This window comes from Rhodococcus sp. BP-332, from assembly GCF_019836065.1.
Classification (GTDB): domain Bacteria; phylum Actinomycetota; class Actinomycetes; order Mycobacteriales; family Mycobacteriaceae; genus Rhodococcoides.
The window spans coordinates 306,754-329,081 of sequence record NZ_JABUEC010000005.1; the positions used below are offsets into that span (position 1 = coordinate 306,754).

General features: G+C 69.7%; 23 protein-coding genes and 1 pseudogene. 9 read left to right on the forward strand and 15 right to left on the reverse strand.

From position 1 onward, the window contains the following. Positions 1-151: 151 nt before the first annotated feature. From HQ314_RS19725 to HQ314_RS19735, 3 genes are all read right to left on the reverse strand, one after another. The gene (locus HQ314_RS19725; RefSeq protein WP_222650988.1) at positions 152-1,438 is read right to left on the reverse strand and encodes a glycosyltransferase 87 family protein; all 1,287 of its coding nucleotides are present in this window, start codon (positions 1,436-1,438) and stop codon (positions 152-154) included. 89 nt (positions 1,439-1,527) lie between these two features. Continuing rightward, positions 1,528-1,926, reverse strand: coding sequence for a YccF domain-containing protein (locus HQ314_RS19730; RefSeq protein ID WP_222650989.1), 399 nt, complete (start codon positions 1,924-1,926; stop codon positions 1,528-1,530). A gap of 27 nt (positions 1,927-1,953) precedes the next feature. Then, on the reverse strand, positions 1,954-2,172 hold the full coding sequence (locus HQ314_RS19735; protein ID WP_222650990.1) for a hypothetical protein: 219 nt from the start codon (positions 2,170-2,172) through the stop codon (positions 1,954-1,956). Between the two features lie 247 nt (positions 2,173-2,419). Between HQ314_RS19735 and HQ314_RS19740 the strand changes: the two genes are divergently transcribed. Further along, positions 2,420-2,839: a cold-shock protein gene (locus HQ314_RS19740; protein ID WP_027504234.1), complete on the forward strand. Its 420-nt coding sequence runs from the start codon at positions 2,420-2,422 to the stop codon at positions 2,837-2,839. A 9-nt stretch (positions 2,840-2,848) separates the two neighbouring features. Here the strand turns inward: HQ314_RS19740 and HQ314_RS19745 are convergent, their stop codons facing one another. The 4 genes from HQ314_RS19745 to HQ314_RS19760 form a co-directional block, all read right to left on the reverse strand. Then, entirely contained in the window at positions 2,849-3,331 is a 483-nt protein-coding gene (locus HQ314_RS19745) for a hypothetical protein (RefSeq protein ID WP_222650991.1), read from the reverse strand. A 41-nt stretch (positions 3,332-3,372) separates the two neighbouring features. Further along, positions 3,373-3,882: a DUF2771 domain-containing protein gene (locus HQ314_RS19750; RefSeq protein ID WP_222650992.1), complete on the reverse strand. Its 510-nt coding sequence runs from the start codon at positions 3,880-3,882 to the stop codon at positions 3,373-3,375. Then, positions 3,879-5,558 carry an MFS transporter gene (locus HQ314_RS19755; RefSeq protein ID WP_285187861.1) on the reverse strand — a complete coding sequence of 560 codons (1,680 nt, stop codon included), beginning with the start codon at positions 5,556-5,558 and terminating at the stop codon, positions 3,879-3,881. Before HQ314_RS19755 ends, HQ314_RS19750 begins: the two co-directional genes overlap by 4 nt. Positions 5,559-5,627: 69 nt before the next feature. Next, positions 5,628-6,461, reverse strand: coding sequence for a glutaminyl-peptide cyclotransferase (locus HQ314_RS19760; protein WP_056446841.1), 834 nt, complete (start codon positions 6,459-6,461; stop codon positions 5,628-5,630). Between the two features lie 52 nt (positions 6,462-6,513). Here HQ314_RS19760 and HQ314_RS19765 point away from each other — a divergent pair, with 52 nt between their 5' ends. The 3 genes from HQ314_RS19765 (at position 6,514) to HQ314_RS19775 (ending at position 10,621) form a co-directional block, all read left to right on the forward strand. Next, on the forward strand, positions 6,514-7,356 hold the full coding sequence (locus HQ314_RS19765) for a DUF3027 domain-containing protein (RefSeq protein WP_308119506.1): 843 nt from the start codon (positions 6,514-6,516) through the stop codon (positions 7,354-7,356). A gap of 125 nt (positions 7,357-7,481) precedes the next feature. Then, positions 7,482-10,073, forward strand: coding sequence for a sacsin N-terminal ATP-binding-like domain-containing protein (locus HQ314_RS19770; protein WP_308119503.1), 2,592 nt, complete (start codon positions 7,482-7,484; stop codon positions 10,071-10,073). Further along, on the forward strand, positions 10,070-10,621 hold the full coding sequence (locus HQ314_RS19775) for a phosphatase PAP2 family protein (protein WP_027504228.1): 552 nt from the start codon (positions 10,070-10,072) through the stop codon (positions 10,619-10,621). The genes HQ314_RS19770 and HQ314_RS19775 overlap by 4 nt, the downstream gene beginning before the upstream one ends. On the opposite strand, the gene HQ314_RS21565 is transcribed toward HQ314_RS19775, so the two are convergent. Further along, positions 10,599-10,733, reverse strand: a complete 135-nt coding sequence (locus HQ314_RS21565) for a hypothetical protein (protein WP_261769702.1) — start codon at positions 10,731-10,733, stop codon at positions 10,599-10,601. The two genes, HQ314_RS19775 and HQ314_RS21565, sit on opposite strands and share 23 nt — an antisense overlap. Before the next feature lie 139 nt (positions 10,734-10,872). Next, positions 10,873-11,136: a DUF2530 domain-containing protein gene (locus tag HQ314_RS19780; protein ID WP_051612979.1), complete on the reverse strand. Its 264-nt coding sequence runs from the start codon at positions 11,134-11,136 to the stop codon at positions 10,873-10,875. Between the two features lie 52 nt (positions 11,137-11,188). Here HQ314_RS19780 and HQ314_RS19785 point away from each other — a divergent pair, with 52 nt between their 5' ends. From HQ314_RS19785 to HQ314_RS19795, 3 genes are all read left to right on the forward strand, one after another. After that, positions 11,189-12,643 (forward strand): NCS2 family permease, encoded by a 1,455-nt coding sequence (locus tag HQ314_RS19785; RefSeq protein WP_027504226.1) that lies wholly within the window; start codon positions 11,189-11,191, stop codon positions 12,641-12,643. 62 nt (positions 12,644-12,705) lie between these two features. Beyond that, a complete protein-coding gene (locus HQ314_RS19790; protein ID WP_056447507.1) occupies positions 12,706-13,134 on the forward strand; it encodes a MarR family winged helix-turn-helix transcriptional regulator in 429 nt (142 codons plus the stop codon). A 104-nt stretch (positions 13,135-13,238) separates the two neighbouring features. Further along, positions 13,239-14,480, forward strand: coding sequence for an MFS transporter (locus HQ314_RS19795; RefSeq protein ID WP_051613067.1), 1,242 nt, complete (start codon positions 13,239-13,241; stop codon positions 14,478-14,480). On the opposite strand, the gene HQ314_RS19800 is transcribed toward HQ314_RS19795, so the two are convergent. After that, positions 14,477-15,691, reverse strand: a complete 1,215-nt coding sequence (locus HQ314_RS19800) for a GNAT family N-acetyltransferase (protein WP_222650993.1) — start codon at positions 15,689-15,691, stop codon at positions 14,477-14,479. The genes HQ314_RS19795 and HQ314_RS19800 overlap by 4 nt on opposite strands. A 62-nt stretch (positions 15,692-15,753) precedes the next feature. Here HQ314_RS19800 and HQ314_RS19805 point away from each other — a divergent pair, with 62 nt between their 5' ends. Further along, the gene (locus HQ314_RS19805; RefSeq protein WP_027504223.1) at positions 15,754-16,557 is read left to right on the forward strand and encodes an RNA methyltransferase; all 804 of its coding nucleotides are present in this window, start codon (positions 15,754-15,756) and stop codon (positions 16,555-16,557) included. Beyond that, positions 16,554-16,829 carry a DUF2537 domain-containing protein gene (locus HQ314_RS19810; RefSeq protein WP_222650994.1) on the forward strand — a complete coding sequence of 92 codons (276 nt, stop codon included), beginning with the start codon at positions 16,554-16,556 and terminating at the stop codon, positions 16,827-16,829. Before HQ314_RS19805 ends, HQ314_RS19810 begins: the two co-directional genes overlap by 4 nt. Here HQ314_RS19810 and HQ314_RS19815 read toward each other — a convergent pair. From HQ314_RS19815 to HQ314_RS19835, 5 genes and pseudogenes are all read right to left on the reverse strand, one after another. Then, positions 16,826-17,542, reverse strand: coding sequence for a hypothetical protein (locus HQ314_RS19815; RefSeq protein WP_222650995.1), 717 nt, complete (start codon positions 17,540-17,542; stop codon positions 16,826-16,828). The two genes, HQ314_RS19810 and HQ314_RS19815, sit on opposite strands and share 4 nt — an antisense overlap. 82 nt (positions 17,543-17,624) lie before the next feature. Further along, the gene (gene sepH, locus HQ314_RS19820) at positions 17,625-18,485 is read right to left on the reverse strand and encodes a septation protein SepH (RefSeq protein ID WP_222640911.1); all 861 of its coding nucleotides are present in this window, start codon (positions 18,483-18,485) and stop codon (positions 17,625-17,627) included. A 127-nt stretch (positions 18,486-18,612) separates the two neighbouring features. Beyond that, on the reverse strand, positions 18,613-19,734 hold the full coding sequence (gene serC / locus HQ314_RS19825; protein ID WP_222650996.1) for a phosphoserine transaminase: 1,122 nt from the start codon (positions 19,732-19,734) through the stop codon (positions 18,613-18,615). A gap of 198 nt (positions 19,735-19,932) precedes the next feature. Next, positions 19,933-20,883, reverse strand: a complete 951-nt coding sequence (locus HQ314_RS19830; protein ID WP_222650997.1) for a hypothetical protein — start codon at positions 20,881-20,883, stop codon at positions 19,933-19,935. Positions 20,884-21,077: 194 nt separating this feature from the next. Next, positions 21,078-22,199, reverse strand: a pseudogene (locus HQ314_RS19835) (citrate synthase 2). Between the last annotated feature and the right edge of the window lie 129 nt (positions 22,200-22,328).

Consider the following 22,328-nt stretch of genomic DNA (forward strand, 5'->3'; position numbering starts at 1 on the left):
GACGAGGTTTGGCGCGGCGGGCCGGACGTCGGCCGAACTTCCGGCCGTGATGGACAGTATTACGAAACGGGCACACATGTCACTGTTCGATAACTTCCCCTGGTGCGCGCGTCGCGCCGCCGTTGTGAGGTGTTCGAACGGGTCGTCGCAGCTAGGACGGCGAAGACGTGCTGACCACCGTCTCGTCACCCGTTCGTGACCGGTTCGTTATGTGTCCGACGTCACATGTGCGCAGGATCACAGCCACGACGACGAGCACCAGGACACCCGTGGTCGGGTAGACGGTCTGCAGCGCCACACCCTCGAGTCGGTTCGACGGCGGGAGCATGAAGGTGCCGATCGCGTAGACGTCACCGGGCGCCACCCAGAACCAGGCGATCTGCGGCAGGCTCGCGACGAGCGGCAGGAGCCAGGCGAGCGGGTTCGAGGCACGCAGTGCGACGTCCATGCAGACGATGACCAGCGGCAGGAGCCACACCCAGTGGTGACCCCAGGAGAACGGAGACACCAGAGGCGCCGTCAGGCCGATGACGATCAGGCCGAGGAGCGGCAACCCCCGGCGGTGCGCCGCGGCGCCCACGAGAAGGCCGGCCACGCAGACGGCTCCCGCGATGACGATCCAGAGCAGCGTCGGCGCCTCGGTCATGCCGAACCACCTCGGTATCGACGCGCGCAGCGACTGGTTCGCGCCGGACGAGATGTCGCCGATGCGGGACGAGTCGGAGATGGCACCGAACCAGTAGGTGACCGCGTCGGAGAAGAGCACGACGAAGCCGAGCACCACGGTCGCCGCGGCGGTGACGACGCCGACGACCAGTGCCCGCCACTGCCGTGTCAGCGCGAGGTGGACGAGGAACAGTCCGGGAGTCATCTTGATGCCGGTGGCGATGCCGACCCCGATGCCGCGGAGCCGGCTGCCCTCGGGCCGCGACAGGTCCCACAGCACCAGCGCCAGGAGAACGAGATTGATCTGACCGAGCCAGATGGTCATGCGCACCGGTTCGAGCCAGGTGAAGACGATGGACAGTGCGGCGCTGACGATGCGGAGACTGCGGTCGTCGCGGAAGCCGAGGACCATCCAGCAGGACCGGACGATCAGATAGAGCAGCGCGATGTTCCCGAGCCAGAAGACGATGTTGGTCGTCGCGGTGGACATCGCCCCGAGAGGTGCGAACACCAGCGCGGCGAACGGGGGATACGTGAAGGGGAGTTCGCCGACCAGATCGTGGGCGTACAGCGGGGACGAGTCGAGCACCGTCGCTCCGCCGGCGCGGTACACGAGAGCGTCGATGCCGAACCGGAACAACCCGAACTTGGGGACGTCGAACGGGATGAGCCGATCGTGCGCGACGAGCGCCACTGCGGCACCGATCACGGTGAGGGCGACGAAGATCCTGTGTGATCCGAAGGTGCGGTCATCGGATTTCTTCAGTATCACGCACAGGATGGTAGACCGATCCGACGTGTATCACCCCTCGGGCCACGCCGAGAAGGAACCGTTCGTTCTGTTGAGTGCGCGCCCCGACGTCAGTAGCGCGTGGCCACGAACGGTGCGTCCGAGTCGACGATGTCCTTGCCCAGCGGCATGAGCGACACCGGGATCAGCTTGAGGTTCGCCAACGCCAGCGGGATCCCGATGATGGTGATCGCCATGGCGATCGCGGTGAGGACGTGCCCGATGGCCAGCCAGATTCCTGCCACGACGATCCAGATCACGTTGCCGATCACCGAGGCGACGCCCGCCGTGGGCTTGTCCACCACGGTCCGGCCGAAGGGCCACAGGGCGTACACCCCGATGCGGAACGCCGCGATACCGAACGGGATGGTGACGATGAGAATGCAGCAGACGATGCCGGCCACGAAGTAGCCGAGAGCGAGCCACAGGCCGCCGAAGATCAACCAGATGACGTTCAGCAGCAGGCGCATGCGACCAGTATGCCCGGTTCCGCCGTGTCAGCGACGGGCTCGGCGGCCCGACCGCAGCGCGTGGATCAGACCGAGCAGGAACCCCAGCGGGCACAGCATCGCCGAGAGATAGATCCACAGTCCGGGCGGATCGTTCCAGACGAGCAGCGTCACGAACATGACGACGATCGCCAGCAGGCCCAGCCCGAAACAGACGAGGGCGGCGACCAGGAGCGCCGGGGTTCCGGTACGGGGGGAGTCGGTCACGAGAGAGCACACTATCTCTCCGGCCTTCCCGGCCTGATGCCCCGACCGGCCTCCGGCCTTCCCGGCCTGACGATCCGACCGGCCTCCGGCCTACCCGGCGCCTGCCCCGCGATATCGAGGTGCTCGTCGTTCGCGCAGCGGAGTACCATCGACTCATCGCGTCCCGAGCGCCAGGGCCCGTCATGGGCGGCGGCAACGGGCGCGATTATTCATGTGACGCGATCAACGAGACGAATGGGTGAGATCGGTGCCGACCGGCAAGGTGAAGTGGTACGACGTCGACAAGGGTTTCGGCTTCCTCTCGCAGGACGAGGGTGAGGACGTGTACGTCCGGTCGTCCGCGCTCCCGCAGGGAGTCGAGGGCCTGAAGGCCGGCCAGCGCGTCGAGTTCGGCATGGCCGCCGGGCGCCGCGGACCCCAGGCGTTGTCGCTGAAGGTTCTCGACCCGGCGCCCTCACTGCGTCAGGCGGGTGCCGCCGCCCGCCGCGATCAGCCGACCGCTCGCAAGCACACGCCCGACGAGTTGCACGGCATGGTCGAGGACATGATCACGCTTCTGGAGGCCACCGTGCAGCCAGAGTTGCGCAAGGGCAAGTACCCCGACCGCAAGACCGCCCAGAAGATCTCCGAGGTGGTCCGGGCCGTCGCCCGCGAACTGGACAGCTGACCCGGGCGGTCACTCCCAGCGGCCGTGCGTGCGCCAGTGCTCGAATTGGGTGACGAGGGCGTCCGTGTGCCGATGGCCCGGCCGGAAGTTGTCGATCCATCGTGCGCGGCCGATGTTGTCGGTTCCCAGGAGCGTCGTCGTGCGGCCGTCGACGTCGACCACCAGGACGAGCGGGTCTCCCTCACCGCCCTGACGGAGTCGAAAGGTGTCGATCGCGTCGCGGGCGATCACGGACACCACCCCGCTTCGGCGGCGCGTCTCGAGCCGATCCCGGTAGACCACCGTGCGTTCGAAAGGGCTCCGCCATCCTTGCCAGAGCACGACACCGATCACCGCCAGGGAGAACGGGGTCACCCACAGTGGCGTCCAGGTCCATGCGCGGGTCACGACGAAGAAGACCACCATCGTCATACTCACCGTCGTGGCGATGATCGGTCTCAGTCGAGCGTCCCTGGCCTTCATGCCGATCTCGGTCAAGGAGTTCTCGTCCATGACTTCCTTTCGCGCGCCGGGACGGTGACGTCGACAGGGTGTCAGTCCGCTTCCGTGGTGGCGATCGACCAGATGGCGTGGCTGACGATCTCCTCCTGGTCGGTGTCGACGTCGATGACACCGGACGGCAGGCGCACCTCGACGCCGATGAGCACGAGTCCGTCCTCGTTCACCGGCGGCACGGTGAGCGTGTTCCGCGTCCCGGGGGCGAAGTACTCGTCTGCTTCCACGACGTCGCCGGAGTCCGGGTCTCCGTAGACGCTGGCGAAGCCCCACGGGTTCTCCGAGATGGCGCCCGGCAGGGACAACTGCAGCGGATGGCCCTCGCGCACGGGCATCGTCGCGGTCGTGCCCTCGTAGTCGCAGAGCGGCTCCTGCACCGGGCAGTACCGGAACGGTTTCACTTCCTCGTACCGGCCGTCGGCGTACGCGGACACCCGCGGGGACTCCTCGGGGGCGTCGAGGATCGCCTTGCCGACCACCAGCACGAAGGCGACGCCGACGACGGCGACCAGTGCGGACAGTCCGTACAGGATCTTGCGTGTCGTCATCTGGGAGCGTCCTCGCCCGCGGGTGCGCGGCCCGCGTCCTGATCCACTCGGGGGATTCGGCCGGTGGCGTGGCGCAGTTCGCTGCCCGCCACCTCCTGGTCCGCTCGTACCGGTCTCTTACCGCCGAAGCCGGGAAGCAGCGAGCCGCCCCGGTGGGTCACGAATGTCTGCACCAGGCCGATCGTAAGGACCACCGACACCACGGTGAAACCCAGCCAGTACTCGGTGGGGAGCAGCACGCCGAACGTGCCGCCGATGACCCAGCTCAGCTGCAGCACCGTCTCGCTGCGCCCGAAGCCGGACGCGATCGACTCGGGAGGCAGGTCGTTCTGCAACGACGCGTCGAGCGACACCTTCGCCAGCGCGCTCGCGCCCGAGGCGACGAGAGCCGCGAGCGCGGCAGTCAGCAGGCTGTTCGTCAGAGCCGCGACGATCGCGACCGCAGTGACGGCCGCGGTGCAGCGCACCACCAGCACCGACGGGCGACCGAGCTTCACCCGGGCGCCGGCGGCGTTGCCGCCGAAGTTCCCGAGTCCGGCCGCCGCGCCCACCAACGCCAACATGAGTGCCTGCTGGAGTGGCTCGTGCTCGGTGCGGGACTTCGCCACGAACGCGACGTACAGCGTGAGGAAGCCGGTGAGCACGCGGATGGTGCCGTTGCCCCACAGTCCGGTGAGGACGTCGCGGCCGAGGGGCTGCCGGCGTTTGCTGGGCGCCGGGACGATGCCGATCGCGCCGGTGGTCGCCTCGGCGTGGTACCCGAGCGTCGCGGGCACCTCACCCTCGGTGACCTCCACCCAGGACGGGATGCGCATGGAGAGATACGCGCCGAACACCGTCACGGCGAACGTGAACCACAGTGCCCCGGCGGAACCCAGTGCGAACGCGATGGCACCCGCGACCGCTCCCGCCGAGATGGTGCCGCCCAGCAACCCGAACACGGTCAGGCGGGAGTTCACCCGGACGAGGTCGATGTCCGGTGGCAGCACCCGAGGGGTGACGGCTGACTTGAGCACCGAGAACGACTTGCTCAGCACCATCATCCCGAGCGCGGCGGGATAGAGGAGCCAGGTGTCGAAATTGAAGACCAGCACCACGGCGAGGACGGCACGCAGGACGAACGAGGTGGCCAGCGCGATGCGGCGACCCTGCTGCAGGCGGTCGAGCATGGGGCCGATCAGGGGCGCAATGATCGCGAACGGGGCGATGGTGATGAGCAGATACAGGGCGACCTTGGTCTTGTCCTCGCCCGTCGCGGCGGAGAAGAACAGCGTGTTGGCCAGCGCCACCGCCATCGCCGCGTCCGAGGCGAAGTTGGCCATCGTCGCGTAGGTGAGCGCCGTGAGACCGGACTTGTCGGCTCCGTCGGCGGTGGCGGCGCGTCGGAACGTCGCGATGCCCTTGCCCGTGATCTCACGACCACGCATCGCCGCGACGCGGGTGACCGTCAGTTTGCGCGGTACGCGGGGACGGCGGGGACCGGTGTCCTGGTTCGGCATGCGTGTCGTCGGGTCGGGCGCCGTGGTCGGGTCGCCCGGGATCGTCTCGCCCGGTCCGGCCGTCGGTGGATGCAGCGGAGGCAGCGGCGATCGACGGGGTGGGAGTCGCTCGGACGGCGAGTAGTTGTCCCATCCCGGATGTCGCGAACCGGGGCGCGGATCGTCGGGACCTGTCACCCCGTCATTGTCCCCCACCTCGGGTCGGGGAGTGTGGGCGACTCGCTCGGCGGGGGCGGCGTCCCTCGGTCACCGTGGTCGGAACTCGACCTCGAACAGAGTGGGCCACAATTTGCCGGTCACGAGGAAGCGGGACGTGCCGGGGACGGCCGCGATGCCGTTGAGGACGTCGATTCCGGACGTGTCCTCGAGTGCGGCACGCAACGGCGAGGCGTCGACGATCGCCGTCACGGCGCCGGTCGACGGATCGATCCGCACGATGTCGTCGGTCTTCCAGATGTTGGCGTAGATCCCGTCCGCGGTGCACTCCAGCTCGTTGATCGACGTCACCGGCCGCTCGCCCCGAGTCACGCGCACGCTGCCGGTGGGCTCGAAGGTGACCGGATCTCGGAAGGTGAGGGTGTCGGTGCCGTCGCTCATCACGAGGCGGCCGCTCGATCCCGCACTCGACTCGTCGAGGCACAGACCCCAGCCCTCGCCGTCGTAGTCGACGCGTCGCCGCTCCAGCAGAGTCTCGCGATCTCGGGCCACCGCGATCCCGTCCTGCCAGGTCAGCTGCCACACCGTGTCGCCGGCGACGGTGAGGCCCTCGCCGAACAGCGGTGCGGGAAGGTCCACCTCCGCGAGCACGTCGCCCGTCTCCCGATCGGACGCCGTGACGCGGGAGCGGCCCTCGCGGCCCGTCCCCTCGAGCAATCGGTCACCGTCGATCTCGAGACCCTGGGTGAAGGCGTCGGTGTCGTGCGGCGACGTGCCGACGATCTCGACGCCGAAGCGGGGCACGTCCGCGGCCGGCGGTGCGGGATCCGGCGCGCATCCACCGAGCACCACCGCGGCGGCGACGGTTCCGGACCCGATCGCGCGGCCGACTCCCGAACCTGAACGCAAGAGTCCCGAACGCATACGGCCATCCTGTCAGGCCCGGTGGGCGCACGACGCGAGCCGATGCTGCAAAATAGGGGGTGTGAGTGCCCCTGTCGTGACCGAGATCCCCCCGCTCCTCGCCGACGCCGTGTCCGTGGCGCAGGCCGCCGTCGTGGAGTCGGGCGAAGGCCCGGTCGGAGCCCACCTCGGGGTCGAGGCCGTCGACGAGGCCTCTGCGATCCACCGCTTCGCGGCCGACCTGCCCGGATACGGCGGCTGGCAGTGGGCGGTCGTCGTCGCAGCGCCCCCCGGCTCCGAGACCGTCACCGTCAGCGAACTCGCCCTGCTTCCCGGTCCGGACGCCCTGGTGGCGCCGACGTGGGTTCCGTGGGACGAGCGCATCCGTCCCGGCGATCTGGCTCCGGGTGACCTGCTGCCGCCACGCCACGAGGACGTCCGACTGGTGCCGGGGTACCTGGCCACCGGCGATCCCGCCGTCGACGACGTCGCCCTCGAACTCGGTCTCGGTCGCAAGCAGGTCATGAGCCGCGAGGGTCGGCTCGAGACCGCCGAGCGGTGGGCCGAGAGCGACTTCGGTCCCGATTCCCCGATGGCCAAGGCGGCGCCGGGCACGTGCGTCACGTGTGGTTTCTATCTCGCTCTGCAGGGTTCGCTGAGCGCTGCGTTCGGCGTGTGCGGAAACGAGTTGGCCGCGGACGGACACGTGGTGCACGCGGCGTACGGCTGCGGTGCGCACTCGGACACCGAGGGACCGACCGGCGCCGGATCGCCCGCGTACGCGGCCTACGACGACGGTGCCCTGGAGACCACACCGACCGAGAACACCGAGCCCCAGAACACCGAGCCCCAGAACACCGAGCCCCGGGACACCGAGGCGGTCACCGACATCACGGAGTCGTCGTCGACCCTCTGACCGACCCCTTCGGGACGGAGGCACTGCGCGAGTCCGTTCTCGCGGCCTGGTCGTCGTCGCCCACCCGACTGCGGGAGGATGCGGCCACGGAGGCCGATCTGGTGGTGGGGGGCTACCGCGATCGCGTGATCACGGAGCTGGCGCAGAACGCCGCCGACGCCGCCTCCCGCGCCGACGTTCCCGGTCGCCTGGCGGTGTGGTCCGTCGGCGACGCGCTGCACGTCGCGAATGTCGGTGTGCCGCTGTCGATCACCGGGGTGCAGGCGCTGTCCGCGCTGCGAGCGTCCGACAAGACTTCCGAGCACGCCACGTCCGTCGGGCGATACGGAGTCGGGTTCACCGCCGTCCGTGCGGTGTCCGAGCGTATCGAGATCCGATCCACGTCGGGCTCGATCGTGTTCGACGGATCGAGGACGCGCCGAGCGATCGCCGCGCGTGGGCTCAGTGAGCCGGAGCAGGGCGTTCCCGTCCTCCGGTTGCCGTGGGCGTCGGACGACGTGCCGACCCCGGGTTGGGACACCGAGGTCGTGCTGCACGGCGTCGTGGACGTCGCCGAAGTGCTGACCGCGGCCGCCCGTGAGTCGATCGATCTGATGCTCGAACTCGATGCGCTGCAGTCGATCTCCGTCGACGGGACCGAACTCGTGCGTGAGGTGTCGTCGGGCCCGGGAGCGTGGACGGACGTGCGGGTCGGCGGCCGACGATGGTGGCGCGGCGACGCGGCGGCCGCACGCTGGTTTCTGCCGCTCGAGGACGACGGTCTCACGCCGGACTCGCCCGCGCCACTGACGCGGGACGTGCTGCGTGCGCCCACCAGATCCGATGAGGTGCTGACTATTCCGCTGCTCCTGATCGCGGACGTCCCCCTCCAGCCCGACCGTCGACGGGTCCTTCCGGGCGCCGACCTCTCGGTCGTGGCGACCGGATACGCGGCACTGGTCGCCGACCTGCCGGCGTCTCATCGGGCCGCCGCGGTACCGCGTCCGGGACTGCCGGCGTCCGAGGTCGACGAGGCGGTCCGCGCGGCGCTCGTCCGCGACCTGGAGTCGACCGCGTGGGTCCCGACGGCGGCGGGCCGGGCGGTACGTCCCGCGAATGCCGCGGTGGTGGACTCGATCTCACCCGAATTGGCCGAACTCCTCGTGGACGTCGTGCCGGGTCTGGTGGCACCCAGGGCATCGGATCGCGCGTCGGCGACTGCTCTGGCGGCGGTCGGTGTGCGTCGGCTCGGGCTCGCGGGCATCGTCGAGAGCCTGTCGGGGGTGTCGCGACCGCCGATCTGGTGGCACCGCCTGTACGACGCACTGACCGACATCGTGCACGACTCGGCGGACGTCGACGAGTGTGCGGCGCTGCCGGTTCCGCTGACGGACGGCCGCACCGTCACGGGTCCCCGCACGGTGGTGCTGGTGGACGGCGACCGTCTCGGCTCGGTCGGGTGGGCTCGTGTGGTGCACCCGGACGCCGCCCATCCGTTGCTCCGCCGCGCGGGAGCGCGGACCGCTCGCCCGGCCGACCTGCTCGCCGACCCCGCGTTGGCAGCGATGCTCGAGGATCCGGACGACGTGCCGGAGGAACTGGTGCACGACGTGCTGACCCTCGCGGCAGCCGTCGGCGGCGAGACGAGGATCGGCTCCGTCGGGTCGTTGCCGTTGCTCTCGTCGGACGGCGAGATGCGGGCGGCGGACGAACTGCTGTTGCCGGACTCGCTGTTACGGCGAGTGTTGCAGCGGGACAGCCCGTTCGGCGTGGTGGATCGGTCCGTCGTCGACCGGTACGGCGCGGACGCCCTGCGGGTGGTGGGCGTGGGTCACGGCTTCGGCGTCGTGGTGGACGAGACCCCCGCGGGTCCCGATCACGATCTCGACGACGAGGAGGCGTGGTGGGACAGTCTCTCCGGTGAGCCCGGCACCCTGGTCGCCGTGCGTGATCTCGATCTGGTGGACGAGGCGCGCTGGGCGGACGCGCTCACCCAGATCGTCGATGATCCGGTGACGGCCGCGGCGGTGCGGGACCGGACCGGCTACACCGCCTGGTGGCTGCGTCGTCACGCGCGGGTGAACGAGACACCGCTGGGGTTGCTCCGTCTGCCCGGCGACGACTCCCTGCGTGGACTGCTGGACCCCGTCTACCATCCCCGCGCCGCCGAGTTCGCCGCGGCGCTGGCGGGTCCCGCGATCGACGACGCCGACACGGCGGCCGATCTGCTCGCCGCGGCGGCCGATCCCGATCGTGTGGTGTCTCCCGCGGTGGCGATCCGGGTCCACACGCTCCTCGCCGAGGCGGTGGACGCCGGGCGGGTGGATCTACGCGACATCGATCCGCCCGTGGCGGTACGCACTCTCGCCGGCAGCGTGGCCGATCCCGCCGCGGTGGTCGTCCTCGATCACCCGCGGTGGATCGCCCTGCTACCCGCCGACCGAGTCGTGCTCGGGTCGACGGCGTCCGCCGACACCCTCGCGGATCTCCTCGACGTGGAGACGGCGTCGACGGCGCTGAGCGTCGAGATCGTGTCGGTGGGGGAGCGGGCGACGGTGGACACCCATCCCGCCCTCGCGGCCGCACGCGCGATCTCGTCGTGGCCGGTCCCGGACGTCGTCGTCCTGCACGACGACCTGGTGGTGCGGTGTCGCGGCACCGTGCGAGTGGAGCGAGCGGTGCCCTTCTGGGTCACCGACGACGGCGAGACGCACGTGTCACGGACGGTGCTGCCGTGAGCGCGGACCGTGATGTCCTCGACTGGATGGTGGATCACCGGAGCGCGGCCCTGACGGACGCCATGACCGTGATCACCACGGTGGGCAACACCGCGGGCGTCGCACTCGTGACGGTGGTGGTCGCGCTGATCCTGGTGCGCCGGGGGCACCGCCATCTCGGGCCGGGCCTCGTGGCCACGGTGTTCACCGGATGGCTCGTCATGAACGCTCTCAAGTACGCGATCCGCCGGACCCGGCCGCCGGTGCCCGAGCGCCTCGTCGACATCTCGACCTACTCGTTCCCGTCCGGTCACGCCATGGTGTCGGCGACCTTCGCGGCGGCGGTGATCACGCTGCTGGTCGCGCTCGGCGCGTTCGACAGTGCCCGGAAACGAACGAGAGCAGCGGCCGCCGTGGTCACGGCGGCAACGCTGCTCATCGGGTTCTCCCGCGTCTACCTCGGGGCGCACTGGCTCAGCGACGTCGTCGTCGGCTGGCTCCTGGGGGCCCTGGTCGGTGTCGCGGGTATCGCGGTGGTGTCGCGACTCAGCGGTCGCGCTGGGCGATGACGAGAAGCTCGTCACGCATCGCGGGGCTGCCCACGTTGTTCGCGCGTGCGTAGAGATCACGCAGTGCCCGAACGTGGCGGCGGCGGTTGAGGAAACTTTCGACGTACTTCACTTCTATCTCTCCGGACGTTGCTCGAGTAGCTGAACTGACATAACCGATTCTCCACGTTACGTCCGTGTTACTCAACCTCGAGGAGGGTGAGTTCCAGCACGTCAGAGGGGGTTTTCGCGCCCGGAACCTGTCGCCCGGGTCACACCTCGGGCGGGTGCACGAGTCCCTTCTGGGCCGTGCGTCGGCCGCGGCGAGCAGCTCGGCGTTGCAGTGCGAACAGTCCGAACCCCAACGCGCCCAGAGCGGTTCCCGTCCAGCAGACCGCGACTGCGCCCGAGAAGGAGTCGACCACCGAGCACAGGACGGCGGCGACGAGGAACAGCAGCGTCCCGGCAGCGAGCACCGGAGCGGGATCGGTCACGCGCGGTGGCAGTCCGGGCGGGGTGGCGGGGGTGGGGCGCACGGCGCCGACGCTACCCGCGCCCCTCACCGGGTCATGGCCTAGTCTCCACTTCATGTCTCGCGCGACGTCTCTCCTCGACTCGTACTTCAAGATCACCGATCGCGGATCGACCATGTCCGCCGAGGTGCGGGGAGGCGTCGTCACGTTCGTCGCCATGGCCTACATCGTGGTGCTGAATCCGCTGATCCTCGGCAGCTTCTCGCCCGACGACGCGGCGGCCAAGACCGACGTGCTGGGCGACATCCTCCCGGTGCCCCAGGTCGCCGCCGTCACGGCGCTCGTGGCCGGCGTCATGAGCATCCTCTTCGGTGTCATCGCCAATTACCCGTTCGCCATCGCGGCGGGACTCGGCATCAACACGCTGCTCGCCGTCACCATCGCCCCGCAGGTCACCTGGGCCGAGGCCATGGGGCTGGTCGTCATCGACGGCATCATCATCGTGGTGTTGGCGCTCACCGGATTCCGCACCGCCGTGTTCGAGGCCATCCCGAGCGAACTCAAGGCCGCCATCGCGGCGGGCATCGGCGCCTTCATCGCGCTCATCGGTCTCGTCGACGCAGGCTTCGTGCGTCGTGTGCCGGACATCGCCGGCACCACCGTTCCGGTCGGCCTGGGCATCGACGGGTCCATCGCGTCGTGGCCGACGGTGACCTTCGTCTTCGGTCTGCTTCTCATGGGCATCCTCGTGGCGCGAAAGGTGCGGGGCGGGTTGCTGATCGGCATCGTCGTCACCACCGTGGTGGCCGCGATCATCGAGGCGATCACCGACACCGGTGCCTCCGCGGGAGTGAACCCGAAGGGCTGGAACCTCAGCGTGCCGGCGCTGCCCGACGTCGTCGTCGACCTCCCCGACCTGTCACTCGTGGGCAACGTCGATCTGTTCGGCGCCTTCACCCGCATCGGCGTCCTGGCGGCCAGCCTGCTGGTGTTCACGCTGGTGCTGGCCAACTTCTTCGACGCCATGGGCACCATGACCGGGCTCGGCAAGGAGGCCGGGCTCGCAAGCAAGGACGGCACGCTGCCGGGCGTCGGCAAGGCGCTCGTCGTCGAGGGTGTCGGCGCGGTCGCGGGCGGCGCAGGTTCGGCGTCGTCGAACACGGTCTTCGTCGAGTCGGCGTCGGGAATCGCCGAGGGTGCGCGCACCGGCCTCGCCAACGTGGTGACGGGCGTGCTGTTCCTCGCCGCGATGTTCCTGACACCGCTGTACTCGGTGGTCCCCATCGAGGCGGCCGCACCGGCCCTCGTCGTGGTGGGGGCGTTGATGATCGGGCAGGTCGCCGACATCGACTTCACCAAATTCCATGTGGCGCTGCCCGCGTTCCTCACCATCGTGGTCATGCCGTTCACCTACTCCATCGCGAACGGCATCGGCGTCGGATTCATCACCTGGGTCGTCCTCGCCGTCGGTCGCGGCAAGATCCGCAGCGTCCACCCACTTCTCGGCATCGTGGCCCTGCTCTTCGTCGCGTACTTCGCCCTCGGGCCCATCACGGACGCGCTCACGTAGTCGGCGCAGATCCGCTGCTCGCGCGGGTCGTTCAGCACCCGCACGTGCCGTATCCTGTGGCGATGCCTCAGGAACTGCGTGCGTTGGCCGGCGACCTCTCCCTCGCTGTCGTCCGTATGACGCGGCACCTGCGAGGCCGCCGCACCAGCCAGGTGACGCTCACGCAGCTCTCCGCTCTCGCGACCCTCGCACGCGAAGGCGCGATGACTCCGGGCACCCTGGCAGCGCGCGAGCGCGTACAGCCGCCGTCCATGACGCGCGTCGTCGCGTCCCTGGGCGATCTCGGGTACGTGGACCGGATGCCCCACCCCACCGACGGCCGTCAGATCATCGTGTCGCTGTCCGACGCGGGCCGTCAGGTCATCGAGGACGAGGTCAACGCCCGCGAGGCGTGGTTGACCGAACAGTTGCGCGGGCTCGACGCGGACCAGCTCGTGGCGATGCGTACCGCGGTCGACATCATGTCGGCCATCGTCAACGAGTCGGAGTGACGCTCCCCGCCTGACCTCGGGCCGAGGTCTCCGCCACCGGAGTAGATTGGTACTTCGTGCAACTACTTCATCGGCGGACGGACGGGTCCGCGGCCCGGCCCTCTCTGTTCGACGCGTTGCACTCGCGCAACTACAGACTCTGGGCGTCGGGTCAGATCGTCTCGCTCATCGGCACCTGGATGCAGCGCATCGCCCAGGACTGGCTGGTTCTCGAACTGTCCGGGGGCAACGGGCTCGCCGTCGGCATCGTCATGGCACTCCAGTTCGGTCCCACACTGGTGCTGTCCGTGTGGGGCGGGGTGCTCGCGGATCGGTACGACAAGAGACGCCTCCTCATGGCCACTCAGGCCGCTGCCGCCGTGTTCGGGCTCGTGCTCGGGCTGCTCGACGTCGGCGGTGTCGTGGCGCTGTGGCACGTCTACGTCCTGGCGCTGCTCCTCGGCTGTTCGTCGGCGATCGACGCGCCCGTCCGGCAGTCGTTCACCATCGAGATGGTCGGTCCCGCACGGCTTCCCAACGCCATCGGCCTCAACTCGATGACGTTCAACCTCGCCCGCATCGTCGGCCCCGCCATCGCCGGCGTGGGCATCACGCTGGTCGGCACCGGCTGGGTCTTCCTCGTCAACGCAGCCTCGTTCGCCGCGGTGTTCGGCGCCCTCGCCGCCATGCGGCCCGCCGAACTGTTCACCGTCGAGCGTGCACCGCGTCGGAAAGGTCAGGTGCGGGAGGGATTCCGCTACGTCGCGGGGCGGCCGGATCTCTGCGTGCTCCTGGCGACCGTGTTCGTCGTGTCGACGTTCGGCATCAACTTCCCGCTGAGCCTGTCGGTGATCGCGCGCAACACCTTCGACAAGGGTGCGGACGCGTACGGATTCCTGTCCACGGTGCTCGCGGTGGGCACCTTGATCGGCGCGACTCTCGCCGCCCGGAGACGCGGCACCCCCGGGATCCGTCTCTTCGTGCTGTCCGCGGTGGTGTTCGGCATCTTCGAGACTCTGGCCGGAGTGATGCCCGCGTTCTGGGCCGTCGCAGTCATGCTGATCCCGGCCGGCGCAGTCCAGCTCACGTTCAGCACCATCGCGATGAACATCCTGCAGGCGTCGGTCCCGTCGGACATGCGCGGCCGGGTCATGGGCATCTACATGCTGTGCTTCCTCGGCGGAACCCCGCTGGGCAGCCCGTTGCTCGGCTGGGTGGCCGACGTCGTCGATCCTCGCGCACCGCTGGTGCTCGGCGGGATCGTCTCCCTGATCGCGGGCCTGGGCGCGGCGCTGGTCGTGCGCCGCACCCATGTCGCCGACATCGCGATGCCCGACGTCGGGGTCGACGAACCCCGACCCGCCTAGAAGAACCAGCCGATCTGGGGCTGGCTCGGGGTGCCGAAAGCCAGATCGAACTCGTGCAACGCCTTCTCCGTCGTCGACGCCACTCGGCCGGCGGCCGCGAACTGGCGAGCGCGGTGCGCGCCGAGGTAGAGGCTGCCGAGGACGGACGAGGACACCGTCACGTCGGGGTCGTCGTCACTGCGGGTGACCTCGGCGTGCCCGTCGCGGGTGACGAAGCGATAGGCGCCGCCGGCGTGCAGGAACGGATCCTCCACGCCGATCACGAGATCGGTGTCGATGGCGTACGTCCGCGCCGACAGCGCCGCCGGGACGTCCATCAACCGCACCCACAGGCCGTCCTTGACGCCGGTGACCTGCGGGACACGGCGATCGGTCAGCAGTGTCAGCAGCGGATCCCCGACGGGAAGCGTCACCTCGATCGTCTCCACGAGATCGATGCCGCACATCACCTGCCAGAGATCGGAGCGTGCCTCGTCCGTCGCGGCGATGATGTCGACGATGCGCGCCTCCTGCGCCCCCGCTGTCCCGACGCGGTAGCCGCGGCGGAACGCGATGTATCCGTCGGGGTGGACGATGAAGAAGAGCTTGGAGAAACCACCGCGGGAGTTCTTGCGATCGGCGAAGAAGCGATGCCACCGGGTCTGGGGCATCGGCTGGGCGCCGGCGGTCTGTCGCTGCCACCGTCCGTAGATCTCCGGCACTAGTTCACGAGCCTCCGCGGACGTCACCAGACGGGCGCCCCGGGGCGGCGGCAGATCCTTGCGGAACGCGGTGAAGCGCCGGTCGATGGTGTAGTTGACACCCTGCGTGGCGGCGCCGTACCCGAACCGCTCGTAGATGGTCGCCTCGCTCGCCGTGAGCACCGACAGGGGCTTGCCCGCCTCCTCGAAGCGCTCGTGCTGCGCGGTGAACATCCGGCGCAGGATGCCGCGTCGGCGATGCGTGGGAGCGACCGACACCCACGACACCCCCGTCGCGGGCAGGGTGCGGCCACCGGGAACGGTGACGTCCATCGGGAAGTGCATCGTGACACCGACCGGCAGGTCACCGTCGCACGCCAGGAAGATTTCGGACGAGGCCGTGAGTATCTTGGTCTCCTCCATGTCCTCGCTGTTCTGGTGCTCACCGAAAGCGTGGGCGTCGAGGAGCGCGATGGCGTCCCAGTCGTCCTCGGTGGCGGTACGGATGGTGATCGTGTCGTCGGTAGTCATCGCAGACGACCTTATCGGCCGCGCCGATGCACCGCCGGAACACGTCCTGAGAAGATGGGTCCGTGGTACACGTCGTCGACATCACCGACCCAGCCGATCCTCGCCTCGACGACTTCCGGGACCTCAACTCCTCGGACCGTCGCCCCGACCTGCCCGAGGGCAAGGGGCTGGTGATCGCGGAGGGTGTTCTGGTGGTCCAGCGCCTCGTCGCGTCACGTTTCGAGCCCCTCTCGCTGCTGGGCGTCGAGCGGCGGCTCGGTGAGCTCGCGGACGATCTCGTGGACGTCGACGTGCCGTTCTACCGCACCACGGCGGACGTCATGGCGGAGGCCGTCGGGTTCCACCTCAACCGCGGTGTGCTCGCGGCCGCCCGGCGCCCCGCACCGCTGGACCTCGCGGACGTCGTCGCCGACGCGCGGACCGTGGCGATTCTCGAAGGCGTCAACGACCACGAGAACCTCGGCTCCATGTTCCGCAATGCCGCCGGCCTCGGTGCCGACGCCGTCCTCTTCGGCGGCGCCTGCGCCGACCCGCTGTACCGACGGTCGGTGCGTGTCTCGATGGGCCACGTGCTGCGCGTGCCGTTCGCCACGGTCCCCGACTGGCCGCGCGGGCTGTCCGTGCTGCGCGACAACGGGTTCCAGCTCGTCTCGCTGACTCCGAATCCCACCGCCGTTCCGCTGGCCGAGGCGATGACGGGGGAGAAGGTCGCGCTCCTGCTCGGCGCCGAGGGGCCCGGACTCACCGAACACGCGATGCGCGCCACCGACGTCCGGGCGCGGATCCCGATGGCACCGGGCACCGACTCGCTCAACGTCGCCACCGCGGCCGCCATGGCGTTCTACGAGCGGGTGCGCACGGGATGAGGGATCCGGACGAACCGACACCGTGGGGCCCGGGAATTGCGTGTGCCGTCGCCGCGGCACTCGTCACCGCCGCCGCGGTGATCTCGCTGGGCCTCACCCTGCTCCGGGTCAGCAGCCTCTTCGCTGTCCTGGTGATGGCCGTGATGGTGGGCGGCGCTGCGCCGTCGGTCGCCCGCCGGCGTGCAGATCCGGTGTGGCGCTTCATCGTTCCGGGCATCGCCGCCGGCGCGGCCGTGGGTGTGCTGGCGTTCGCCGTCGACGCGTCGGTCTAGCGGCGCCGGAACAGGCCGCGCTTGCGCTGCGGCTCTGGAGTCTCCGGTCGCGGCGGTTCGGGCGGAGGGGTCGCCGCCGGATCGCGCATCGCGAAGTCGCACAACAGCACCGACCCGGGGTCGGTGTCCCCGTCGCGGGCACCGCCGATCATGCGGACGCCGAGCCAGTGGGCGCTCGCCGCGTCGGCGAACTCTTGGGGGTGGAACGGCAGCGCCTGGGGATCGGGAAACTTCTCGCCGTCGAACTGCAGCGGATGGTCGCCCGACCAGAAGGGCCGTTCCCACGGGAAGGGAAGACCCTCGTCCTCGTGGATGTAGGTGGGGCCGGCGCTGAACGAGCGCTTCAGGGTGCCGGAGTCCCAGTGCGCGAAGGCGCCCCACGCGTGCTCGCGTTCGGAAGCGACGAGAAAGGTGTGCGTGGACGGCAGCAACGACGTCCACGACTCCTCGAGAGTCGACGGGCGCACCGCGGCGGGCTCGGACGCGCAGACGACGGTGATGCCCGGGTAGCAGCCGACCAGCACGCGGTTCGGCTCCGACGCCACGGCGAACGCCGTCAGGGGAGCCATGCCGACGAGGGTGGGCTCGAGACCGGGGTGGAGCTTCCGTGCGACGGCCGCGGCCGCATCGGTGTCGGACTGCACTCCGGACCGCAGTACCGCGATCGGATCAGGTGCGTCGACGAACCACAACGCTGCTGTTCCCAGCCCCACCGGGCGCCCCCTTGTCGTCGTCCGGTCTCAGACGGTCACTTTCTCGGCCGTGAAGATCGCTCTGCCGTGAACACTGCTCGGCTCAGCGGCCGTTGCTGCGCACTCCCAGCAAGACATCCTCCCACGACGGCATGGCCGGCTTTCCCCGTTTGTCCTTCGCGTTCGCATGGCCCGGCGCCGGCTTGGGTTGCGTCGGTTCGGGCTCGGGCTCGGCCTGCACTGCGGGTGTCTCCGCGGGTTCGGGCTGCTCCGCCGTGGTCTCCGTGTCCGAGTCCGCGTCGACCCCGTAGTAGTCGTCGAGGGTCTGCTGGGACGGCGAGTCCTCCTCGGCGGCGACGACGGGGGCCAGCCCTCGGAGCTGGCGGCCGAAGTCGGGGTCTATCAGCTCGGACGCCGCGTCGTCGAGGGGCGTGACACTGCCGCCGTGGGCATCCGGCTGGAAACGCCAGTGCGCGGTGTTGGTGGTGCGTCCCGCGGGCCACGTCAGCTGAGCGATCCAGTGATTGTCCTCGTCGCGCCACGCGTCCCACTCGGCCTGGTCCATCGAATGCCCGCGGCCGCGGAACGCGAGTCCCACGATCTCCACGAGGGTGAGCACGGCGGGCCCGTCGGCACGCAGGGGGTGGCCCAGCTGGGCGAGTTCGGCGGCGCGGGAGCGTTCCAGTAGAACCGGGTGCGCGTAGCGCTCCACCTTGCTCGCCGGCATACCCGACTCCTTGGCCACCTGCTCGATGGAGGCGCCGGACCGGATGCGCGCCTGGATCTCGCGCGGTCGCATCAGAGAATCCATCTCGATCTCGATCTGTCCGAGTCGCGCGGCGTCACCACGGGCGGCGGCACGCAACTTCTCGTCGGCCGGCAGACGAAACTTCTCACCGGAGGAATCGGCACAGACGATGTGCTTGCCGTCCGACGCCAGGCCGATCACGTGGATCTCTCGCACGATCACTCCTTTGCGTCGCGACGGCCCCTGCCCCTCGGCTGCTCGCTGTCCGAGCACGGGGCCGGGTTCGGTGCCTCCCCCGACTGTAATGCACCACAGTGCAGCAGTCGGGGGGACACGCACTCTCTCACGCCAGGTGTTCGACCACGTGATCGATGCAGGCGGTCAGGGCGGTGACGTCGTCGGGCTCGACGGCCGGGAACATGCCGACGCGCAGTTGGTTGCGGCCGAGCTTGCGATAGGGCTCCGTGTCGACGATGCCGTTGGCGCGCAACGTCTTCGCGACGGCTGCAGCGTCGACCTTCTCGTCGAAGTCGATGGTGCCGACCACCTGCGAGCGATGCTTCGGGTCGACGACGAACGGCGTCGCGTACTCGGAGCGCTCGGCCCAGTCGTACAGCCGCGACGAGGAGTCGGCGGTCCGTGACGTCGCCCAGTCCAGGCCGCCCTTGCCGTTCAGCCACTCGATCTGGTCGGCGAACAGGAGCAGCGTCGCCACCGCGGGGGTGTTGTACGTCTGGTTCTTGGTGCTGTTGTCGATGGCGATGGGCAGCGACAGGAAGTCGGGGACCCAGCGCTTGCTCGCCGCGATCTCGTCGACACGGGCCAGGGCAGCCGGGCTCATCAGCGCGACCCACAGTCCGCCGTCGGCAGCGAAGTTCTTCTGCGGAGCGAAGTAGTAGACATCCGAATCGGCCACGTTCACGGGCAGTCCGCCGGCGCCCGAGGTCGCGTCGATCGCGATGAGGGCGTCTTCCGAGTCCGCGGGACGCGACACGGGAATGGCCACACCGGTCGAGGTCTCGTTGTGCGCCCACCCGATCAGGTCGACCGACGGGTCCGACGTGGGCTCCGGAGCACTGCCCGGCTCCGCGGAGACGACGATCGGGTCACCGATGAACGGGTTGGCCTTGGCCACCGAGGCGAACTTCGAGCTGAACTCACCGTTGGTGAGGTGCAGCGACTTCTCCTTGATCAGGCCGAACGCCGCGGCGTCCCAGAACGCGGTGGTGCCGCCGTTGCCCAGCACGACCTCGTAGCCCTCGGGGATCGAGAACAGCTCGCGCAGACCGTCGCGCACCCGACCCACCACGTCCTTCACCGGCTTCTGGCGGTGGCTGGTGCCGAACACCGACGCGCCCACGTCCACCAGGGACTGGAGCTGCTCGGGCCGAACCTTCGACGGACCGCACCCGAAGCGTCCGTCGCCGGGCTTGAGGTCGGAAGGAATGGTCAGGTTCTCGGCCATACGGGGTTCGCGTCCTTAGTTTCGGTGTGGGCGGTACCGGCGAGATCAGGGTAGTGCAGCCGTGACAGGGGTCGTGCACCCCATTGGGCGTCTCGGTGCTGGTTGCCCGGTGCTGGTGGGCCGGCGGGCGCACCGCGCGGTGCCCTGCGCAGGATGCGGCGTGCGCTCGTCGACGGGCGCTGCGCGTGGAGGGCGCGGTCACCCCACCCGAGTGGTGCGCGGCCGTGCGCCCCCGCACCCTGCGGCCAGCACCCGACGCAGTTCGCGGCCGAGTTGCGGCGACGTCAGATCAGCCCACGTCCAGCGCACCACCGTCCATCCGTGTGCGCGGAGCAGGTCCTCGCGACGCTTCTCCCGCACCAGGACGTCGGCGGGTGACTCGCCGGGGCGTGCGAGAGCCGAGTACTTCGAGACACCGTCGAACTCGCCGATCACACCCTCGTCCTCCCACAAGAAATCGGGGCGGAAGGTGGTGCGGCGGTCCGAGAGCATCAGCGTGACCTGCAGTTCCGGGCACGGAACGCCGAGATGGTGCAGATACACGCGGCTCCGCGACTCCCCGACGCTCTCGCTTCGCCCGTCCAGAAAGCCGAGTACACACTCGGCGGCGGTGCGTCTGCGATGGGACGGCGTACGGCTCAGCGACTCGCGCACCGACTCCGGCGTCACGAGATGTCGGTTCAGTGCGGAGTCACCGGCGCAGACCGCATCCTCGAACGGGAGGGTCCGCGCGAGGTCGGCGACGGTGCGCGCAGCGGACGTGCAGCGCAGGCCGTCGATGACGTCGACGTCCCGCTCGGTCAGACCGTCGGCATGCACGTGGCGATGCCGACCGACGTGGCCACCCGACGATCGCGGGATGCCGAGATGCACCCGTTCCGGGACTCGCCACAACGACATCCCGTGCACCAAGGCTGCGGAACCGTGTGCGGCGGCCGCCGCGGGGGCGCTCGCCAGCAGCGTCGCGCGCACCTCGAGCAGGTGCCGGCCGGTGGCGTCGAGCGATTCGAGGACCGCAGCCGGAACGTAGATGCCGCGCCGGACGACGGCGATCTCGCGACGCGCCAGTGCAGCCTTGATCTCGGCGTCGGTGGCGCCGCGTGCCAGTGCGTCACGACGGCTGAGCAGGTGTTCCCCGTAGAAGTTCACGGCCGCAGTGTGCGCACGAGTCGGTCGCCCGCGCTGCGGCCGTCCACAGTCGGCCGTCATCCCCGGGTTCGAGCGCCCGCCCCTTGCCCCGCGCGCACCGCTCGGCTACGCGCGCAGGACGAGAAATGCGCGAAACACCGTGCGGTGCGCGCGGCGGAAACCCGGGCACCCAGCAACTGGGCACCCCGCCTACCTCACGCGATGGTGCCCCACCCCTCGACGCTCTCGGGGGAGCGCGGTGCGGGACCGGTGTAGATGGCGGCGGGACGCACGAGCTTGCCGAGGCGTTTCTGTTCGAGGATGTGGGCGCACCAGCCGGCGGTGCGGCCGCAGGTGAACATGGCGGGCATCATGTGCGCGGGTACTTCGGCGAAGTCGAGGATGACGGCGGCCCAGAATTCGACGTTGGTCTCGATGGCGCGGTCGGGGCGGCGTTCGCGCAGTTCGGCGAGTGCGGCCTGCTCGAGGGCGGCGGCGACCTCGAAGCGGGGTGCGTTCAGGCGCTGTGCGGTGGCGCGCAGGACGCGGGCGCGGGGGTCCTCGGCGCGGTAGACGCGGTGCCCGAAGCCCATGAGCTTCTCTTTGCGGTCGAGGATGCCCTTGACCAGTGCCCGTGCGTCGTCGGACTTCTCGACTTCCTCGATCATGGGGAGCACGCGGGCGGGGGCGCCGCCGTGGAGCGGTCCGGACATGGCGCCGATGGCTCCGGAGAGGGCGGCGGCGACGTCGGCTCAAGTGGAGGCGATGACGCGGGCGGTGAAGGTGGAGGCGTTCATGCCGTGCTCGGCGGCGGAGACCCAGTAGGCGTCGATGGCCTCGGTGTGGGCGGGATCGGGGTCGCCCTTCCACCGAGTCATGAATCGTTCTGTGACGGTGGAGCACTGGTCGATTCGCGTCTGCGGCACGGCCGGCTGGTAGATGCCGCGCGCGGACTGGGCGACGTAGGACAGCGCCATGACAGAGGCGCGGGCGAGGTGTTCGCGGGCGGTGTCGTCGTCGATGTCGAGGAGCGGTTCGTAGCCCCAGATCGGTGCGAGCATCGCGAGTCCGGCTTGGACGTCGACGCGGACGTCGCCGGTGTGGATGGGGAGGGGAAAGGGTTCGGCGGGCGGTAGTCCGGGGCCGAAGCGTCCGTCGACGAGCAGTGCCCACACGTTGCCGAAGGTGACGCCCTTGCCGACGAGGTCCTCGATGTCGACGCCGCGGTAGCGCAGTGCGCCGCCGTCCTTGTCGGGTTCGGCGATGTCGGTGGTGAAGGCGACGACGCCCTCGAGTCCGGCGACGAAGCCCTCCGGTACCACTGTTTCCTGGGCCATGAAGATCCCTCGTTCTCCTGTGTCCGCGGACCCCGCTTTCGTGCGTGGACCTGCACCTCACCGCACCCTAGTGGGTAGCGCGGGCCGCACCGTACTCCGGGAGTAGCGTCTGCGCGGTGAGCGAGAACA

Excerpts from the sequence above, each read along its gene's own strand:
- HQ314_RS19760 (WP_056446841.1), bottom strand. The coding sequence starts at position 6,461 with ATGCGTTCGGGACTCTTGCGTTCAGGTTCGGGAGTCGGCCGCGCGATC.
- HQ314_RS19785 (WP_027504226.1), top strand. The coding sequence starts at position 11,189 with ATGTCTCGCGCGACGTCTCTCCTCGACTCGTACTTCAAGATCACCGAT.
- HQ314_RS19730 (WP_222650989.1), bottom strand. The coding sequence starts at position 1,926 with ATGCGCCTGCTGCTGAACGTCATCTGGTTGATCTTCGGCGGCCTGTGG.
- HQ314_RS19750 (WP_222650992.1), bottom strand. The coding sequence starts at position 3,882 with ATGACGACACGCAAGATCCTGTACGGACTGTCCGCACTGGTCGCCGTC.
- HQ314_RS19810 (WP_222650994.1), top strand. The coding sequence starts at position 16,554 with ATGAGGGATCCGGACGAACCGACACCGTGGGGCCCGGGAATTGCGTGT.
- serC (WP_222650996.1), bottom strand. The coding sequence starts at position 19,734 with ATGGCCGAGAACCTGACCATTCCTTCCGACCTCAAGCCCGGCGACGGA.
- HQ314_RS19790 (WP_056447507.1), top strand. The coding sequence starts at position 12,706 with ATGCCTCAGGAACTGCGTGCGTTGGCCGGCGACCTCTCCCTCGCTGTC.
- HQ314_RS19745 (WP_222650991.1), bottom strand. The coding sequence starts at position 3,331 with ATGGACGAGAACTCCTTGACCGAGATCGGCATGAAGGCCAGGGACGCT.
- HQ314_RS19800 (WP_222650993.1), bottom strand. The coding sequence starts at position 15,691 with ATGACTACCGACGACACGATCACCATCCGTACCGCCACCGAGGACGAC.